Consider the following 18,519-nt stretch of genomic DNA (forward strand, 5'->3'; position numbering starts at 1 on the left):
TCACATAGGCATTAAAAAGCCGAGATTGATTATCAATCTCGGCTTTTTTGTACTTTTAAGTTAGCGCTTTATTAAAAGCTGTAAGAGTAACCCATTTGTACTGAGCGTGGCTTACCAGGTTGAATACCGCCATTTGCGCGATTAGCAATGTAGGTTTTATCAAATAAGTTATCAACGCTTAGGTATACTTTTTGATTTTCATCAATTAAGTACTTAGCAGCTAAATCCCATACAACACGGCTATCAATCGCATTTAAGCCTGAGTCAGAAAGGTCAGCATGTGCATCCGATACGTAACGTATTTGGCTGTTAACAACAAAGTTATTCACTTCGGCACCAAACGATAAAGCAACTTGGTTTTCTGGTACGTAAGGCATTGCATCGCCTTTTTCTACAGAGCCCCAAATTTCTGAATCAAATGTGTTTTTAAACTCTGAATCAGTGTAGGTGTAAGTCAGTTTAACTGGGAACGCTACTGATGCAGTATTAAACGTACGACCAGCGCTAAATTCAAAGCCTGATACTTCTACTTCACCGTAGTTGTATTGGTCGCCAATGTTGTCGTCGCTACAACCTACTGATGCGGTACAGTTACCATGCATGTTGTCGTAATCAGAGTAGAATGCAATCACTTCACCGTTAAAGCCGTTTGCATTAAAACGAGAACCAAACTCAATGTTGACGCTTTCTTCTTCGTCTTGGTCAGCATTGCCTGGCGCTGCGGGTGCATAACCTTTTTGAATGCCTGCAAGTAACGTTACGTTGTCGTTAAGTGTGTAAGTAGCACCTAAAGACGGTACTAAAATTTCAGTATCGTTTGAAATATCTTTCGTTAAGCCTTGGCTACGAGTTGGATCTGATTTAGCCCATTCTTCACGGGTAATAGTAATGTCTTCATAACGCAGACCTGCACTCACAACTAATGCATCCATTGTCCATTCGTCTTGAATAAATAGGGTGCTTGCTTTTGCGCTGTCTAAGCGATTGCTATTAGAGCCAGGTGCGCCTTGCGAAGTAAGAGTCATGCTTAAATCTTGATTAAGCGTGTATTTGTCTTCCCACTGGAAACGATCCATTTCATCTTCGTGGTAACGTACGCCAACCGTAATGTAGTGATCGCCCGCTGGAATGTGTAATTCAGACTGCACGCCTTTGGCTTGGTAGTCGCGGTTATTAGCTTTAACACCTATGTTTTCGATGCCTTCAGCCGTTGGGTTTGCTTCAAATTCACTGTATTGCTCAAGGTAGCTTTCGCTTACTTTACTGGCTTTGTACCAGTTACGGTGGAAGTCATTTAGATAAGCGGTTGCTAAAAATTCGTAACCTTCACCAAAGCGGTATGCATAGTTTACTTGGTATGCATTATGACGGGTGTTCATCTCATCATTTTGCGATGCCGCATAACGACGGTTAGGATTTTCTTGGTAATCGGCGTTAGTTAAGCCCATGTACGTTTCGTCTGATGTTTCTTCAGAGTACTTAGCTTTAAACTCAATGTTGTGGGCATCGTTTTCACCAAAGGTATGGCCAAATTTTACCAGTACGTCATTTTTTTCAAAACCAGTATTGTCATCGCCTACTGGTAATTCTTTAAAACCATCAGCGCCGTAAGAAAACACTTCAATTAAGCCCGCTGTGTTATTTTTTTCTTTAGCGAAGTAAGCGTGACCTTTATAGTAACCATCGCTACCAAGTGCCGCGTCAACCATACCCATAGAGCTATTTGCTTCAGTTGGTAAGCTGCGAGAAAGTAAATTTAATACACCACCGGTAGTGCGCGGGCCATATTTAACTGAGGCAGCACCTTTTAATACTTCAATTGATTCCATACGACCCATAGTTGGGAAGTAATAAGCCGATGGTGCAGAATAAGGAGCCGGTGCAACGAGTACGCCGTCTTCCATTACTGAAATTTTATCGTTACGGCCAGTACCTGTGCCACGCATACCAATGTTAGGACGCAGACCATAGCCATCTTCTTCTTGAACGTATACACCTGGTACAGATGCTAATACGCGAGAAATATCGGTAAATTCGAATTTTTGCAATTCTTCATCAGAGATAAATGTAGCCGATCCTGGAATATCGTTAATTGCTGCTTGTGAGCCAATAACGGTAATTTGTTCAAAGTTGCGTTCAACGCCGCCGGCATCTTTTGCCATTGCTGTAGCACTTAAAGACAGCGCTACGGCTGCAGTTAACGAGGAAACTAAAAATTTATGTGACATTGATTACCCTAAAAATAGTTCAACTACTAAAATTGGCGTAATTTAAACATGTTAACGAATGAGAATCAATATTATTAAGTTTTAGTTATATTTACATTTGCCGTAAAAACACGCTATTTTTATAACATTTTTAACTAAGTGTTTATTCTAATCTTATAAAACTAGGATAATGTATTGGCTGGTGGCGGTTAATTTAACCTGAACTCTGTGTGGGATAGATTTATTATCCAGAGTTCAGGTTATTTAAGCAGTGGGATAGCCTAAGCGCAGCTTAATAAATTCGGCGAGTTTAAATACCGCGTTTTCAGGTTCGCTGGCGGTTTTTACTAAACTAATACCTATGCTACCAAGCGCAGGTAAATGTTTAGTGTGTAAGTGATAGGCTAAATCGTTAGGTACGGTACTTTTTGCGAGCACTGTTATACCTAAGCCTTCTTTTAATGCGGCAATTAAACCGGTTAAATCGGCATTACTGTAAACAATACGATATTTAATGCCTGCTTTTTCAAGCGCCTGAGTTGCTCTGCGTCGGTAAATACAGCCCTCAGGCGCGGTCACTAAGGTTACCGTTTCATTTTGTGCCAGTGATAGGTCGCCCACCCACACTAATTGGTCTTGAATAAAAATAGGGAATTTTTCTGAGTCAAGTTGCTCGTTAAGCGCTAACACTAAATCAAATTGATCTTGGCGCTCATCAGAGAGTAGGTGTTTACTTAAACGTGATTTTACTTCAAGTGATACCTCGGGGTAGAGCGCCACAAAATCGCCAATAATGGAGGGCAAAATACGCGCGGCAAATTCGCTAGGGATCCCCAAGCGCACTTTACCGGTTACACTTTCTGAGGTGAACAACTGCAAAATGGCATCGTTATGCTGCACCATTTGCTTTGCCATCGGCAGTAATAACTCGCCATATTGGTTGAGCACTTGTCGTTGCCCCTGCTTTTTAAATAATTTATAGCCGAGTAAGTCTTCTAAGCGTTTTACTTGTAAGCTCACCGCAGGTTGCGAAAGGCCAAGTAAATCGCCTGCTTTGGCAAATCCACCAACCTCAACCACCATAACAAAAGTTCGTAAACTGTCGGTTGAAATATTTTTCATATTTAAAATTACTATTTATATGGCTATATATATAAGTATTATTTATCAATTGATAAGTAATTACAATTTGTTGTTGTAAGGCTTGCGCAATATACTTTTGCTATTAAAGATTGATAGGTATTTGTTATGACTTTTAACCCGATTATGTTTGCCCGCCATAGCAACGCTAACAGCGCGGTTATTAATGCCTTACAAGCCGATAGCAGTCACGTTGTTATTGACTTTAGTGGTAGTGAAGCATCGGTATTTTTAAGTGCTATTTTAGGTCATGACCTCACCAAACTTACCGCTAGTGGCTTTGGCTTTAAAGGCACACTGGATGGCGATTTAAATTCTGATTTTAGCTACGCCGTTTACTACTTTAGCGAAACCGCCTTTCGATTTGTACTTCCAGTTAATGCTAGCCTGCAATTACAAGCGCTCATTAACGAGCAACAGCTTAGATACGATATAGACTTTGTGGTACGCACCGACTTAGCGACCTTTACTTTAAAAGGCGACAATGCATTTGATACCTTAGTTGAGGCATTTAAACTAACCCCAGGGTTACGCCTTGCTGACGCGCAGCTTTGCTATGGCGCGCAAAGTGGAGACGTGTTTGTTACTGCAGTAGATCAAAACAACGAACAGCAGTTTATTGTTATTGCTAAAACGGCCACGCTTGATAAGTGGCAACAGTATATGCAGCAACAGGGCTTTAGTGTTACCAACACTCAAGCAGCCTAACGGGTAAAAAGTTAAAGATTACAATTTGGTAGGCTTATTAATGGCTACCATGTTATTCCCCCTCATTTAATTGAGGCCACGCCCACACACATGGGTTAATTTAAAAGTGAAGGAATATTATGACTTCTAAAACAGTATTACATGCAAAGCACCTTGAAGCCGGCGCAAAAATGGTTGATTTTCATGGCTGGGAAATGCCAATTAACTACGGCTCACAAATAGAAGAACACAACGCCGTACGTAACGATGCTGGTATGTTCGACGTATCACACATGACCATTGTTGATATTCAAGGTGAGCAAGCACAAGCGTTTTTACGCAAGCTAGTGGCTAATGATGTTGCTAAGTTAACCGTACCAGGCAAAGCGCTTTACACTGGCATGCTTAACGAGCAAGGCGGCGTAATCGACGACTTAATTATTTACTACTTTAGCGAAACATTTTATCGCTTAGTGGTTAACTCAGCGACCCGTGAAAAAGATTTAGCACATTTAGCTAAGGTGTCGAGTGATTTTGCTGTAACGGTTACTGAGAGACCAGAATACGCCATGATTGCGGTTCAAGGCCCTAATGCACGTGCTAAAACAGCCCAGGTATTAAACGCAGACCAGCAAGCTGCAGTAGAAGGCATGAAGCCATTTTTTGGTGTTCAAGCCGGTGATTTATTTATTGCTACAACAGGTTATACTGGCGAAGACGGTTACGAAATTGTAGTACCAAACGAGCAAGCAGCCGATTTATGGCAGCAACTGCTTGATGCCGGTGTGGCGCCTGCGGGCTTAGGCGCGCGCGACACACTACGTTTAGAAGCAGGTATGAACCTTTACGGCCTAGATATGGACGAAAGCGTATCACCACTGGCAGCTAACATGGCATGGACTATTGCATGGGAACCAGAAGATCGTGACTTTATTGGTCGTGATGTTTTGGTAAAACAACGTGCAGAAAAAAGTACTCACAAGCAAGTAGGTCTTATTCTTGAAGAAAAAGGCGTACTACGCAGTGGTTCTAAAGTAATTGTTGATGGTGGCGAAGGTGTTATTACATCTGGCACATTCTCACCAACATTGGGCTATAGTGTTGCATTAGCACGTGTGCCACGTTCAACCGGCGACACAGCTCAAGTAGAAATGCGTAAAAAATTAGTTAACGTAAAAGTAGTTAAGTCGGGCTTTGTACGTAACGGTAAATCAATAATCTAAATAATTTGGTTATACCAATAAATAGGTCACCCTCATTTATTGGTATTCTCCCAATCTAAACCAAAGGATGAAAAAAATGAGCAATATCCCTAGCGAGTTAAAATACGCACCTTCACATGAGTGGGTTCGTAACGAAGGCGACGGCACTTACACTGTTGGTATTTCTGAGCATGCGCAAGAGCTGCTTGGCGACATGGTATTTGTTGAATTACCAGAAGTAGGCGACGAAGTAGATGCTGGCGAAGACTGTGCAGTAGCAGAGTCAGTAAAAGCGGCATCAGACATTTACGCGCCAATCAGTGGTGAAATTGTTGCTATTAACGAAGAGCTAGAAGATGCGCCTGAAACAGTAAACAACGACGCATACGGCGACGGTTGGTTATTCCGCATTAAAGCGTCAGAAGAGTCTGAGTTAGATAACTTATTAGACGCTGAAGGTTACGCGCATACAATTGACGAAGACTAATCGTTAATTAATAAAAGCCCCTCTATGTTAAAACATTGGGGCTTTTATGATTAAAGCGCTTATTTTTCCATACAAAGTAAGCAGCTAAATCATCACATATTTTAATCAATACTAGTTACCCATTAGTATTTGGATCATAGGAATCTGGACACATGTCAAACGCCAAATCTCTTGAACAATTAGAGCAAAAGCAAGATTTTATTCGCCGCCATATTGGGCCAAGCCCAGCGCAAGTAAACGACATGCTTAGCGCTCTTGAAGTATCGAGCGTTGAAGAGCTGATCGGTCAAACTGTACCTGCTGGTATTCGTCTTGAGCAAGGTCTTAATATCGGCGAAAGCCGCACCGAAGTTGAAACACTAAGCTACTTAAAATCAGTAGCAAGCAAAAATAAAGTTTTCAAATCGTATATTGGCCAAGGCTACCACCCAACTCACGTACCGCACGTAATTTTACGTAACGTACTTGAAAACCCGGGTTGGTATACAGCGTACACACCGTATCAGCCAGAGATTGCACAAGGGCGTTTAGAGTCATTATTAAATTTCCAGACTATGACCCTAGATATTACTGGCCTAGATTTAGCAAGTGCCTCACTGCTTGACGAATCAACTGCTGCAGCCGAGGCTATGGGCCTTGCAAAACGTGTATCTAAAGCTAAAAAAGCCAATGCGTTCTTTATTGCCGACGACGTACACACGCAAACCATTGACGTAGTGAGCACCCGTGCAGAGCAATTTGGTTTTGAAATTATTGTAGGTAAAGCCGCCGATGCTGTGAACCACGATATTTTTGGTGCGTTATTCCAATACCCGTCAACATCAGGCGAAATTGTTGACATAACAGACCTAATAGCTGGCGTACAAAGCAAAAAAGCGATTGCCTGTGTAGCTGCCGATATCATGAGCTTATTACTATTAAAAGCACCAGGTAAATTAGGCGCCGACGTAGTACTGGGTTCAGCACAACGTTTTGGTGTACCTATGGGTTACGGCGGTCCTCATGCCGCATTTTTTGCAACACGTGATGCATACAAACGTTCATTACCAGGTCGTATTATTGGTGTATCAAAAGACCGTTTAGGTAACGATGCATTACGTATGGCAATGCAAACCCGCGAGCAACATATTCGCCGCGACAAAGCCAACTCAAACATTTGTACTGCGCAAGTATTGCTAGCGAACATGGCTGCGTTTTACGCGGTATACCATGGCCCGCAAGGCTTAAAAACCATTGCACAACGCATTCACCGTTTTGCTGATATTTTAGCAACTGGCTTAAAAGCAAAAGGTGTGGCACTTAAGCACACTACTTGGTTTGACACATTAACAGTGGTTGATGAAAACAAAGCCGACGTGATTGCGCGTGCTGTAGCTAAAGGTGTTAACTTTGCTACTAACCATGCGGATGAATATTCAATTTCAGTATCAGAAACCACAACCCGTGCAGACGTTGCTGAGTTATTTGATATTATTTTAGGCGAAGGCCATGGCCTAAGTGTAGATGCGATTGCCGCTGATGTTGAAGCAAATGGCAGTGACTCTATTCCTGCAAGCCTAGTGCGTGATGATGAAATACTAACGCATCCAAACTTTAACAGCTACCACAGCGAAACAGACATGCTTCGCTATATTAAGCGCCTTGAAAACAAAGATTTAGCGCTTAATCATTCTATGATCTCGTTAGGCTCATGTACCATGAAACTAAACGCGACCGCTGAAATGATCCCAGTTACCTGGCCTGAATTTGCAAACCTTCACCCATTCTGCCCGCTAGACCAAGCAGAAGGTTATCAAGTAATGATTAACGAACTACACGATTGGCTAGTTAACATTACCGGTTACGACGCGGTTTCATTGCAACCAAATTCAGGTGCACAAGGTGAATACGCAGGCTTAATCGCTATTCGTAAATACCACGAATCACGAGGGGATGCACACCGTAACGTATGTTTAATTCCAAGTTCTGCACACGGTACTAACCCAGCGTCGGCACAAATGGCCAGCATGAAAATTGTGGTTGTTAACTGTGATAAAAACGGCAACATCGACATGGAAGACCTAAAAGCGAAAGCTGAAGAAGTCTCTGAAAATCTATCATGTGCCATGGTAACGTACCCATCTACCCACGGTGTATACGAAGAAACGATTCGTGAGTTATGTGAAATTGTTCACCAGCATGGTGGCCAAGTTTACATGGATGGCGCAAACATGAACGCGCAAGTAGGTGTTACTAGCCCAGGCTTTATTGGCTCAGACGTATCGCACTTAAACTTACACAAAACCTTCTGTATTCCACACGGCGGCGGTGGCCCAGGTGTTGGCCCAATTGGTGTTAAATCGCACCTTGCGCCATTTATGCCAAACCACAGCGTAATTAACGTACCAGGTACTAATGAAGGAAATGGTGCAGTATCGGCAGCGCCTTACGGCTCTGCAGCTATTTTACCTATTTCATGGGCTTACATTGCCATGATGGGCTCTGAGGGCTTAAAGCAAGCGACAGAAATGGCGATTGTAAATGCTAACTACCTAAGCAATGAGCTTAGCAAGCACTTCCCAATTTTATACCGTGGCCGTAACAATCGCGTTGCTCACGAATGTATTATTGACCTACGCCCATTAAAAGAAGCCTCAGGCATTACTGAAATGGACGTTGCTAAGCGCTTACAAGATTATGGTTTCCACTCACCAACAATGTCGTTCCCAGTAGCGGGCACATTAATGATTGAGCCAACTGAATCTGAGTCTAAGGGCGAGATTGACCGTTTTATCGAAGCGATGGTATCGATTAAAGGTGAAATTGATAAAATCATTTCTGGTGAATGGTCTATCGAAAACAACCCATTGGTATTTGCACCGCACACACAAGCTGATGTGTTAGGTAATGAATGGGACCGCGCGTATGATCGTTTTTACGCTGCCTTCCCAGTACCAGCAGTAGCTAAAGACAAGTTCTGGCCAACGGTTACGCGTATCGATGACGTATATGGCGACCGTAATTTAGTATGTGCATGTCCTCCGATTGAGACATACCGCGACTAATTTTTGAACTTTAATGGGTAGTAAGTTCCACTGTAGAGTGTGATTTATCGAAATAATAAAAGCCGTTGCAGCAATGCAACGGCTTTTTTGTGTGTGTTTAAACATTGTAACGCATACTTTGTGTAATGGCGCTGATTTACGCCACATTCAAATGCTGGGTCATACCAGTATCCTCATAACACAACTTTACACGCATGTTAGTCGTAAAGAACTATCCGAAGTTTATGAAGCAACGCATCCTTCTGCTGAGGGCGGTAGTGGTTTGCTTTGAATTTAAGTCGGAGTTTGAATTTTAGTTACTTTATCCAATTAATAAATAATTAAAAATATGGTAAGTTAAAGTCTTACTTTTTTGTTTTAGGGTTATTGCCAATGGGAATCGCTCAATTATCGCCTGTAGTAGCTACAAATATAAGAATAAATGGATGTTATGGTAGAAACAACAAACAGAGAGGCTGTTAATACCTCAGGGAAGGGCCTTTATTTTCAAAAGAATCGTGCTGTAATTCGTATACTTGACTACATAAAAGAATTCCGTGGTGAGCCAGTATACTGTGCCGTAGAGTTTATAGAAGATTCTTTACTAATTCATGAGTCCTCTAATGGAGCGGAATATAAGTTAGAGGAAAATAAGTCTTATTCTAAAGCTATTAGCTTCAATAGCCACGCGATCAAAAATACACTTGTTGCTTTTGTAGATCAGCACTTAAAGTTTCTAGAGGATGAAAGAGCACTCAAATTTTCCGTTTATTGTTGCGCTAAAATAGGAAAAGAAAAAATTAAAAAAGAGTTTTTATCTGAATCTGGTATTGATGTAACTAGTGTGAAAAAAGAAAAAGAATTTTCTATTTTACAAAGAATAGTTAACGATCGTGAGTTGACTGACGAAGAAATAAAAGTTTCAAAAGCACTTTTTTTAGAGGAATACCGTAACCAATATAAGGTTTTGGATGAAAATGGTGATATTGAGGGATACTCAGGTTTTTATTCAAAAGTCTCGAAATGGAGCGATGAGCGATTTCAGTCATTTTTGTCACAAATAGAATGGGTATTTGATGAATCTGATGAGTATTTAGATAGCGTAGCTGTTGATAAAATTAAAGAATGTCAAAGTTATTATTCAATAACACATCATAAGGGAAAAGAAGAATTAATATTGCAGGCATGTAGAGGGCTTCTTGAAAAAAGGCAATTTAGTAAAAGTAAAATGGGTCGCTTTATTAACCCCTCTGATATTGAAAATATTTTCTTAAAAGTTGGCAGTAATATTGAAGGTGATAAACCTACAGACCCTGCTTGGAAAGCATTTGACACTTTAGAGAATGAAGATTTTCGGAATTTGAAAGATAAATACAAAGCAGTTTCTGATGTAATCACCAAAAAAACTTTAAAACGATTAAGTCGGCAGGCCACAAATTCAAAACGCATTACTGGTGCTGAATTTGGAAGAGAATATGTATCGCTAAGATATAAAGTTTTCGAAATCGGTGAAGAATTTATAGAGCTGCTATCACTGGATCATACGAAGAAATACTCGGAAGAAGAGCTAGATCAGATAGTTGAAGAAATAGTTAGTATTACTGAAAAACAAATAAGTGACTGGAAAAAAACGTACAAAATTCGCATCAATGATCGTCATAGTCTAAAAGGTATCGTTTTATCTTTATTTGACGATTGTTTTTTAGCTTTTGACGATATTGTATAGGCTTTGAAGATGGATACTAAAAAAGTAAGAAAGCTTAGTCACCTTTCTGGTGAAGACTACTACTACATGACTTATTTGTTAATTCTTTGTTTGGATCAGTTTTCGGCAAAGAAGAGCCGCTTGTTCAATGATCACCGAAAATTATCGTATTTGATACATATTATTTCTTCTAACTCAATAGTTAGCATTTTAAATGAAAATCCTGAATCGCATATTGCTAATGTACGAGACAAGGATTTGTTATACACCTCATACACTAATGGAACAATTCACGCAAAAGATGTATATAAGCTATTGTTAACTCTTGAAATTAAGGGTTTTGTTGAACTCATAAAAACTAAATCACCAGAGGTGCTAAATGTCAAAGTTTTAAACAAAAGCATCCCTAAAGAATTTTTTGATAAGAAAGTTTTTGAAGAAGAACTAAACAATATTAATGGGTTAAAAAAGTTTTTGGCTAGAGTCTCTGTGGTTGGACTAAAGACATTTGTGGAAAAGGTATACACCAATAAGGGACTTCGTGTATGGGTTCAATAAGAATTAATCAAGTAAGCTATTTTGGTAATAACTATAGCTATGTTTCTCCAAAATTTGACCGAGCAATTAGCGTTATCGAAGGTCCAAATGGAACAGGAAAATCTACTCTACTTAATTTAATTTATTTCGCTTTAGGTGGAAAAGTTGATGAGTTTATAGCAGGTAGTGACGAAGAACATAAAGAGATAGTTTATGACAACAATAATTATGTAGAACTTGACGTTAAATTATCTGGTCAGAAATTTAACTTACTGCGTGATTTTAAAGAAAACAAAATTAAAATTTTAGCTAACGAGGCATTCATCATTAATGGTGAAGAATATCCCAAGGCTGCTTCTTTACCTGTAAACAGAAGTAACTCGGAAACTTATATTTTTTCTGATTGGCTTTTGGATAAATTGGATATTCCAGTGATGGAGTTATTTAGCGCTGGTAAGTCTTTTAAGTTAGGGTTTTATGATTTGGCTAGATTAATTTATCACTCTCAAGAGCCAGATAGGACAAGAATTTATAAGCCTAACGACAAAAATAGTTTTGTATCTGACTCGGTACAAGTTAGAAATGCTATTTTTGAGATATTAGTTGGAAAGAACTTAAGGGACTTATATGCAGCTATTGGAGATACTAAAAGCAAACAAAGCGATTATGATTCTAAGCGCATAATTTTGAACGAATATAAGTCTATTGTCTCTGAAATTTTGGATCAAAATGGATTCAAAGAAGTAATAAATGAACATCATTTAAGAAAGAAAATTGAGGATACTCAAGAAGATATTGAAAGGCTCAACAAACTTAAACTAGAGCACTATAGCTCAAAAGTTGTATACCCTTCAGGTATGGAGTTAATAGATAAGGACAAAAGGCAATTAATTAGCTTAGAGCAATCATTAAAGCGGGAAGAAAGAGCCAAGAAAGAGTTATTTAAAGAAAAGTTAGATGTTAAAAGTGTATACGACAAAACAGTAGAGGACATTTCAAGAATAGAAAAAATTCTACACACACATAAGCAATTAAGTCTGTTCTCTAGCGATACCTGTCCGTATTGTTTGACTACAGTCCAAAGGGCAAAAAACAAGTGCATTTGTGGTTCCGATATAGAAGAAGGGCAATATCAACGATATTTTTACGAACCTTCTGAATATTACGAGCTGCTGTCATCCAAAATAAAGTCAATAGAAACTATTAAACTAGCGATGTCCGATATTGATGACGATTTAGTTGAACACAATAGCACGATTAGTGAATTAGTAGATACGATTTCAGGACTAGAACAAAAAATATATCATCGAATCGAAAACATAGAAGTGATTAATAATCAAGATGTTGTAGAGGAACTAGATGACAAAATTTTTGACTTGAAATCATCTGTTAATGATTTAAAACAAGCGCTTAAATTAGAAACTAAACTTGCCCGTCATCAAAGTAACGTCAGTGCAGCTAAAACAAGTTTAGAAAAAGCTAAATTACATGAGCAAAAGATGCAAGCGATTGCTGCAAATGAATTATTAGAACGAATCTCTGAGTTCAACGAGATTTATAATAATTACATGGTCAATTGCTTAGAAGGTTGTAGGAATGCGGAAATCGATTCTGGAAACTATATTCCTTCGGTTAATGATGGTGAATATAAAGAAGCAAGTGCAAGAGTTCCTAAAAGATTTTTTTATTATTTGACGCTGTTAAAGTTATCTTTAGACAAGGATATTCCATTTCCACGTTTTCTTTTGATTGATACTCCAGAAACTCATGGGATTGATCTCGATAATTTGAATACGATGTTAAGCACTGTTGCAGAGATAAATGGAAATGACGATTTTCAGATCATTTTATCTACTGGTGTTAAGAAATACCCTGAAAATCTTAGTGATAATGTTATACAAACTCTCAGTAAGAAAAATAGGTTACTAAAAACTGTCAGTCGTTAAAAAATTAACATTACAATTTCAATAAAACCAAAGGGGTCAAATCTTGACTTCAGACATCAAAGGTCTAGATTTATAGTTTACTACTCATTGAGTGAATTATTATGTCTAGACCGCTGCGAATAGAGTACGAGAACGCATTTTATCATGAAACCAAAAGGGTCAAATCTTGACTTCAGACATCAAAGGTCTAGATTTATAGTTTTCTACTTATTGATTAAAGAAGAGCAAGGGGTCAAAGAAGAGCAAGGGGTCAAATCTTGACTTCAGACATTAAAAATAGATAAATCAGAATAGGTGTCATTATAATTATCTTAAATTTTAATTGCCTCAGTTGGTGTGGTTGATAACCCACTAAAATATTTCATTATTAATTTCCCTTGGCTGTTTTTTTCAATGACTAAATAGTTATTTGAATTAGGGTAATAAAAACTATTTTTAGACATAGGGATTAGCTTTATTTTATTTCCACCTGTGCGCTGAGAATATAAAACGTCATTTTCATAAATTAGGCTGCGAGAAGTATTTTTATTAATACGGTAATCGCCTAAAACGGGTGATAGTTGCTGCGCTGTTACATTTACGCTTTTAAATTTTGGTAGTTCTATACCTAGTACTTTAGCTGTGAGTTTTTCGTTTATAAAAATAGGGTTTATATGGTTTGAATTAGCGAGTACAGCTACGTATAGTTTTTGCTCGGGTATATAGCGTGCATGTGCTAAAAAGCCATTTATTCCACCGGTGTGTTTAATTACCGTATAGTCATTAAAAGGCTTAATAACTAGGCCGTAACCGTAGGGTGAAAAACTGCCGTCGTTGAGTTTAAAAGGGCTGACCATCTTCTCATAACTTGCTTTACTAATAAGCTTGCCAGATGATAATGCACTAAACCAAATATTTAAGTCAGTTGGAGTAGATATAAGCGCCCCTGCGGCATAGGGCCAATCCATATTAATATAACTTGTGTTTATAAAGCCTTGCTCTGTTTGTTCATATCCAGCTGCGCGGTGAGGAACAAGCTCTTGCCCTTCGTAGCTACTTTGTGTCATCCCCAGTTTTTTAAAAATATATTGTTCAACGAACTCCTTATAAGATTGCCCACTTGCTACTTCCACTATTTTACCAAGTAGTGAATAACCTGTATTTGAATAAGCCATTGCTTCGCCTGGTTTAAAAACCATGGGGTGCTTGGCAAAACGTGCTAGCGTATCATCAACACTTGCAGGTACTTGTATTTCTTTATCGAACAGGTCGTCGTCATCGGTATAATTTGCTATTCCCGATGTGTGGGTCAGTAAGTTTTCTATTGTGACGAGGTTGCCCTCAGTAGGAAAGCTTGGAACATACTTATGAATATCGTCAGAGGTTAATAATTTACCTTGCTCTTGCAGCATCATAATTGCAGCAGCGGTAAACTGTTTTGAAATAGAACCTAACCGCAAAACACTTTGATTGGTTAGTACAATGTTGTGTTCAAGGTTGGCAAGCCCTCGGGTTCCTTTAAAAACAGTTTTTCCATTTTTACTTATTATTACTGACACACCAGGCTCACTGGCTGAAAGGGTATCATTAAGGATTTGCTGGTACTGTAAAGCTGCAGGCTCTGCTTTAGCTTGGTTGGGTATTAATAGAGTAAGAGCTAATAAGCAGCTTGTGTAAAATGGCTTAATCATGTTCATCCTTTAATTTTTATATCAAGTTTGCTAATGAGCAGGCGTTCCTAGCGCTTTATAGTGAGTTAATATTGCACAGCTAAAAAGTAAACACAATTAATGACGTTTTTAAGTGCTTAGTACTGATTAATAAGTACAATAGCTAAAATTTATTTATTTTAATTTTATATTTACAAGGAAGTTGTTTATATGAGTGATGTAACGCCATTTTTATATATTGCTGTTATGGCTTTTTATTTTTTACACAAAAACGAAGAAGGTAAAATTCTAGTACCGATCATTGCTTTTGCAGCAATACCGTTATTTAGTAACGATTACTGGCTGTGGTTTAAAGTGAGTATAGGGCTGAGCATCTATGTTTTAATGATAGAAAAAGCTAAGGCCGGATATACAGGAGGTGGAGCCGTTTCAGCATTCGCTGCATTTTTTATAGGGGCTTATATAGTCAGTGCCCTCATGCATACTGTTATGTTTATTGTAGCTGATATTAGTTTTTGATCATTTAAAACCAGATTACTTACCCATTAGATTTACATTAGCTCAATTCTAAAGTTATGTATTTTAGCTTGCTTTTTAAGCTCGTAAAATATAATTTAGGTACAACATAGACTAAATTAAAAGGAATTAACTATGATAAATCTACCTACATGGAATACTCTACAGAAAAACTATCCTGCACTGCCTGCGCCAGCTGTTTTTAAAAAAATAGGCGGTAAAGTGGAATTAAATCATGATATTGGTGTTTTTAATAACGCATGCGCAACACGAATCTCTCTCGCTTTAAATAGTGCAGACTCTACTCATAAGATTCCTTACTACAAAGCTATCGGTCCCAATGGAAAATTTGAAGGGCAGGTTTCTTCTGGAAAAAATAAAAACTGGTATATTTTTCGAGTAAAAATACTGATTAAGTATTTAACAGAGAAGTACGGTAATCCAGATATGTATAAACCAGCAATACATGAAAAAGAGCTAAACGGTCGTAAAGGTATTATTATTTACGAAGTAAATGGCTGGTCTGACGCTACTGGACATGCAGATTTATGGGATGGAAGTAAATGCGTTTATAAAGGTTATGGTAGCCAGTCAAATAACGTTTTATTTTGGGAAGCATCGTGATGTCGAAGTTTAAGGTAATAGGAGTTTTTTTATTATTCACCTTGAGCTTTTCATGCTCATCTATGCCAGAGAAGAGTAAAGAACCACTGATGGATTTTGCTAGTGCAAATTGCTTTTTTTGGTACTTCAAAGATAATAATATTCCTACTAATGATATTAGTAAAATAACAGGTGGAATTGTTGAAATGAGTAGCTATTCGGCTAATAAGTTTCAGCAGGTTGCGTTGTTGGTTAAAAATTACTCACCTCAATTGAAAACCAAGCATGAAGTTGATATACAACTGGCAAAATGCTTTTTATTAAAAGATGATGAAAGTTTCATAAAAGAGCTTAAAACCATAAGTGAATCTTAATTAACTTTATAAATTTTTCTTTTTTAATATGGAGATCTGGTCTTAATCTTTAGAATGATCTCCATGAAGAACTAAAAAACGAAATGAGTCACCCATTAGAAACTACTGGTCAAACAGGGCACTTTGATTTCTTAATATTTTTATTCAAAAAGCCAAGCCTCCCTATTTTTTAAACTCAATTTAACATGCCCCAAAACCTAAAAAGGTCTGGGCCATATTGGAACTTCGCTGACAGGTGTTTAGGCCAATACAAAGATTGTAAAAGCATACACAGAAGGAAATGAGCAAACTTGTACCAAGGCTAAGTATGTTGAGACAAAGCCAAAGGTGCTGGATTAGGCGTTAGTGGAGGTTATTCTGGAGGGGTTGCAGGCGAGTTAATATATGAGGTTATTGAAAAGTAATGGAGCCTATTAAGTTGTGGTTTTTAACTCTGTTTCTTACATCTGCGGGTCTTTTCTTTTTTATAATATTACCAATGTTAATAGCTATAAAAGATAAAAAACACGGTTGGTAGAGGATGTTCTAGATGATGGAAATCGTTTTTACTCATTAAATATCATAACTGCTGGTAGCGGAGCATTGCACTACGGTTCTATATTTCTATTCGATTGGTATGCTAGACGTTATAAGGTAATAGAGGAGAGAGAAAAAGTACCCAAAAATTTGCAGATGTGGTTTAAGCTTTATTATATTTTGTTTATAACATTTAGCCTTATGTTTTTATTAGCATGCCTCATGGCGTACTTTTTTTTAGATTAACTGCTTTTCTTTTTTGTTGATTAAATAATGGATTTGATATTTTTTGGTGTTGGCTTAAGTGTTATTTTTATCATTCTTTTACCTTTAGCTTTTTATTTAAAAGCAAAAAATCTCAGAACGGTTGAAGATATTTTAGAGCATGGAAATCGCTACTATTCCCTAAATATTTTTATGGCGCTTCATGGTTTACTTCATTATAGCAGTGTATTTTTATTTGATTGGTATGCAAAACGGTATAATTTATTAAGTGATAGAGACAAGGTACCAGCTCACGTCTCGAGATTATTTAAAGTGTATTTTGTAATTTTTATGCTTTGCGCACTACTAATGTTTTCATCTGTATTATTTGAATAATGGTTTTAGGTGATGGTCAGTGAAGTGAGAGCTACTAGCTTACAGAGTAATTCAATATTAAAACTAAAATACAGCTTAGTCTGTGCTTTAGCCATTGTATCAAGCGTTATTAGCTACTCATCATTAGCATTTACAATGTTAGTCATGCTTTGGCCTTACGATGCTATAAATGAGCTTGGGCCTAGGGTTATCGGTTTTTTTATTGGCATATGTGTGTTTATCTTTCTTGGGGCGCTCATATCTACAGGTAGAAGCTGGGTTATTAAAGTTTACCGCTTAGTTGCTGGGTGCTCTATAGCTGTGTCTCTAGTTTATATTTTAGGTTTAATATTTGAGCAAAAAAATGAACGTTTATTTAATGGTTTAGAACTTTCATTTTTATTTATGATTTTTAATTCATTTATATTGCTACTTTTTAAAAGTAAGTATTTAAAGGTGAGTGTTAATGTTATTAAAAGGCTTAAAAGACGGCAGAAAAAGCAAGTGGAATACTTAAAAAGCCAGCTTTAAATCATAATCTCCAACAGAATCAGCAAATATTAGATTATTAGTCGCTGTGAATTTTTGAGAATATATAATCTACATAATACATGGAGAAATGTAAGGTGGAATTGGTTAAACCTTTTTGTTTTTTGAGCACTATATTTTTTAGTCAATTTGCGGCAGGAAATGATTTATATTTTGATGTAGGCAAAGCTACACCTTATCTTAGTGTTTGTTCACTTAAGAATGATTTATCTGAAAGTAATACGATTGTTGATTTTACCAATGATTTACTAGGTAAAATCTATCACTCATCTGCAGAGACTGAGAAAGATGTTATTGCTTTAGGTACTAATGAATACTTTGATCAGTTGAGTTATCAATCTGCGCTTGGTGTTACTGAGGAATATGAGTTGTATACTTTGTCAAGGTGCGAACGCTTTGCAGTCAATTTTTTAAATAAGTTATGCTCAGACAAAGTGAGTAAACTTCCATTACCTAAGCTTACATGTACAAAGGCAAAGCAGTATCTTTAAATAAAAAACAAATTTAATAAAACTACATTACAAATTAATTTAGAATATTTTTTAAGGTTTTATTTTCGATTAGTTTTAAAAACCAAAGGGTTATACCTCTTGTTTTAGGAATAAAAGGAACGAAAGGGGTCACCCATTTGGTTTTAAATATACCCACCCCAAAACTACATATAAGTATTAATTGCTATAAACATCCTGTTTGCACCTAGAGTGCTTACCTCTTTTATAACTAATTGTTTAATAGTATCTAATTTAGGATTAGTATTCGGTACTACTTAAAACAATAATAAAATAAGTGCTAGAAATAG

At 37.5% G+C, this 18,519-nt stretch carries 17 protein-coding genes; 14 read left to right on the top strand and 3 right to left on the bottom strand.

The genetic code is table 11. The features are described 5' to 3' along the window. Window positions 1-71 precede the first annotated feature (71 nt). Together ACNSN2_RS01970 and ACNSN2_RS01975 are read right to left on the bottom strand one after the other, a co-directional pair. Window positions 72-2,228 carry a TonB-dependent receptor family protein gene (locus ACNSN2_RS01970; protein WP_010390740.1) on the bottom strand — a complete coding sequence of 719 codons (2,157 nt, stop codon included), beginning with the start codon at window positions 2,226-2,228 and terminating at the stop codon, window positions 72-74. Between the two features lie 243 nt (window positions 2,229-2,471). Then, on the bottom strand, window positions 2,472-3,329 hold the full coding sequence (locus ACNSN2_RS01975) for a LysR family transcriptional regulator (protein ID WP_008465324.1): 858 nt from the start codon (window positions 3,327-3,329) through the stop codon (window positions 2,472-2,474). Between the two features lie 126 nt (window positions 3,330-3,455). Between ACNSN2_RS01975 and ACNSN2_RS01980 the strand changes: the two genes are divergently transcribed. The 8 genes from ACNSN2_RS01980 to ACNSN2_RS02015 all read left to right on the top strand — a co-directional run bounded on the left by ACNSN2_RS01980 (window position 3,456) and on the right by ACNSN2_RS02015 (window position 12,934). Beyond that, window positions 3,456-4,055 carry a hypothetical protein gene (locus ACNSN2_RS01980; protein WP_008465326.1) on the top strand — a complete coding sequence of 200 codons (600 nt, stop codon included), beginning with the start codon at window positions 3,456-3,458 and terminating at the stop codon, window positions 4,053-4,055. 119 nt (window positions 4,056-4,174) lie between these two features. Further along, a complete protein-coding gene (gene gcvT, locus ACNSN2_RS01985; protein ID WP_008112433.1) occupies window positions 4,175-5,257 on the top strand; it encodes a glycine cleavage system aminomethyltransferase GcvT in 1,083 nt (360 codons plus the stop codon). A gap of 76 nt (window positions 5,258-5,333) precedes the next feature. After that, the gene (gcvH, locus tag ACNSN2_RS01990; RefSeq protein WP_008112430.1) at window positions 5,334-5,723 is read left to right on the top strand and encodes a glycine cleavage system protein GcvH; all 390 of its coding nucleotides are present in this window, start codon (window positions 5,334-5,336) and stop codon (window positions 5,721-5,723) included. Between the two features lie 152 nt (window positions 5,724-5,875). Then, a complete protein-coding gene (gene gcvP, locus ACNSN2_RS01995; RefSeq protein ID WP_418608386.1) occupies window positions 5,876-8,767 on the top strand; it encodes an aminomethyl-transferring glycine dehydrogenase in 2,892 nt (963 codons plus the stop codon). 73 nt (window positions 8,768-8,840) lie between these two features. Beyond that, window positions 8,841-9,038, top strand: a complete 198-nt coding sequence (locus ACNSN2_RS02000) for an integrase (RefSeq protein ID WP_418608388.1) — start codon at window positions 8,841-8,843, stop codon at window positions 9,036-9,038. Window positions 9,039-9,197: 159 nt separating this feature from the next. Beyond that, window positions 9,198-10,472: a hypothetical protein gene (locus ACNSN2_RS02005; protein WP_418608390.1), complete on the top strand. Its 1,275-nt coding sequence runs from the start codon at window positions 9,198-9,200 to the stop codon at window positions 10,470-10,472. Between the two features lie 9 nt (window positions 10,473-10,481). Next, window positions 10,482-11,009 carry a hypothetical protein gene (locus tag ACNSN2_RS02010; RefSeq protein WP_418608392.1) on the top strand — a complete coding sequence of 176 codons (528 nt, stop codon included), beginning with the start codon at window positions 10,482-10,484 and terminating at the stop codon, window positions 11,007-11,009. Next, window positions 10,997-12,934 carry an AAA family ATPase gene (locus ACNSN2_RS02015; RefSeq protein WP_418608394.1) on the top strand — a complete coding sequence of 646 codons (1,938 nt, stop codon included), beginning with the start codon at window positions 10,997-10,999 and terminating at the stop codon, window positions 12,932-12,934. Before ACNSN2_RS02010 ends, ACNSN2_RS02015 begins: the two co-directional genes overlap by 13 nt. Before the next feature lie 311 nt (window positions 12,935-13,245). Here ACNSN2_RS02015 and ACNSN2_RS02020 read toward each other — a convergent pair whose 3' ends face one another. After that, a complete protein-coding gene (locus ACNSN2_RS02020; RefSeq protein ID WP_418608396.1) occupies window positions 13,246-14,604 on the bottom strand; it encodes a serine hydrolase domain-containing protein in 1,359 nt (452 codons plus the stop codon). Window positions 14,605-14,793: 189 nt separating this feature from the next. Between ACNSN2_RS02020 and ACNSN2_RS02025 the strand changes: the two genes are divergently transcribed. The 6 genes from ACNSN2_RS02025 (at window position 14,794) to ACNSN2_RS02050 (ending at window position 18,211) form a co-directional block, all read left to right on the top strand. Beyond that, a complete protein-coding gene (locus ACNSN2_RS02025; protein ID WP_418608398.1) occupies window positions 14,794-15,102 on the top strand; it encodes a hypothetical protein in 309 nt (102 codons plus the stop codon). 132 nt (window positions 15,103-15,234) lie between these two features. After that, a complete protein-coding gene (locus ACNSN2_RS02030; RefSeq protein ID WP_418608400.1) occupies window positions 15,235-15,723 on the top strand; it encodes a type VI secretion system amidase effector protein Tae4 in 489 nt (162 codons plus the stop codon). Continuing rightward, window positions 15,723-16,076, top strand: a complete 354-nt coding sequence (locus ACNSN2_RS02035; protein ID WP_418608402.1) for a hypothetical protein — start codon at window positions 15,723-15,725, stop codon at window positions 16,074-16,076. The genes ACNSN2_RS02030 and ACNSN2_RS02035 overlap by 1 nt, the downstream gene beginning before the upstream one ends. A gap of 789 nt (window positions 16,077-16,865) precedes the next feature. After that, window positions 16,866-17,192, top strand: coding sequence for a hypothetical protein (locus tag ACNSN2_RS02040; RefSeq protein ID WP_418608404.1), 327 nt, complete (start codon window positions 16,866-16,868; stop codon window positions 17,190-17,192). 9 nt (window positions 17,193-17,201) lie between these two features. Further along, on the top strand, window positions 17,202-17,702 hold the full coding sequence (locus tag ACNSN2_RS02045; RefSeq protein WP_418608406.1) for a hypothetical protein: 501 nt from the start codon (window positions 17,202-17,204) through the stop codon (window positions 17,700-17,702). Between the two features lie 95 nt (window positions 17,703-17,797). Continuing rightward, a complete protein-coding gene (locus tag ACNSN2_RS02050) occupies window positions 17,798-18,211 on the top strand; it encodes a hypothetical protein (RefSeq protein WP_418608408.1) in 414 nt (137 codons plus the stop codon). Window positions 18,212-18,519 lie beyond the last annotated feature (308 nt).

Origin of the sequence: Pseudoalteromonas sp. US3C1013 (genome assembly GCF_048401115.1) — a bacterium.
Classification (GTDB): domain Bacteria; phylum Pseudomonadota; class Gammaproteobacteria; order Enterobacterales; family Alteromonadaceae; genus Pseudoalteromonas; species Pseudoalteromonas undina.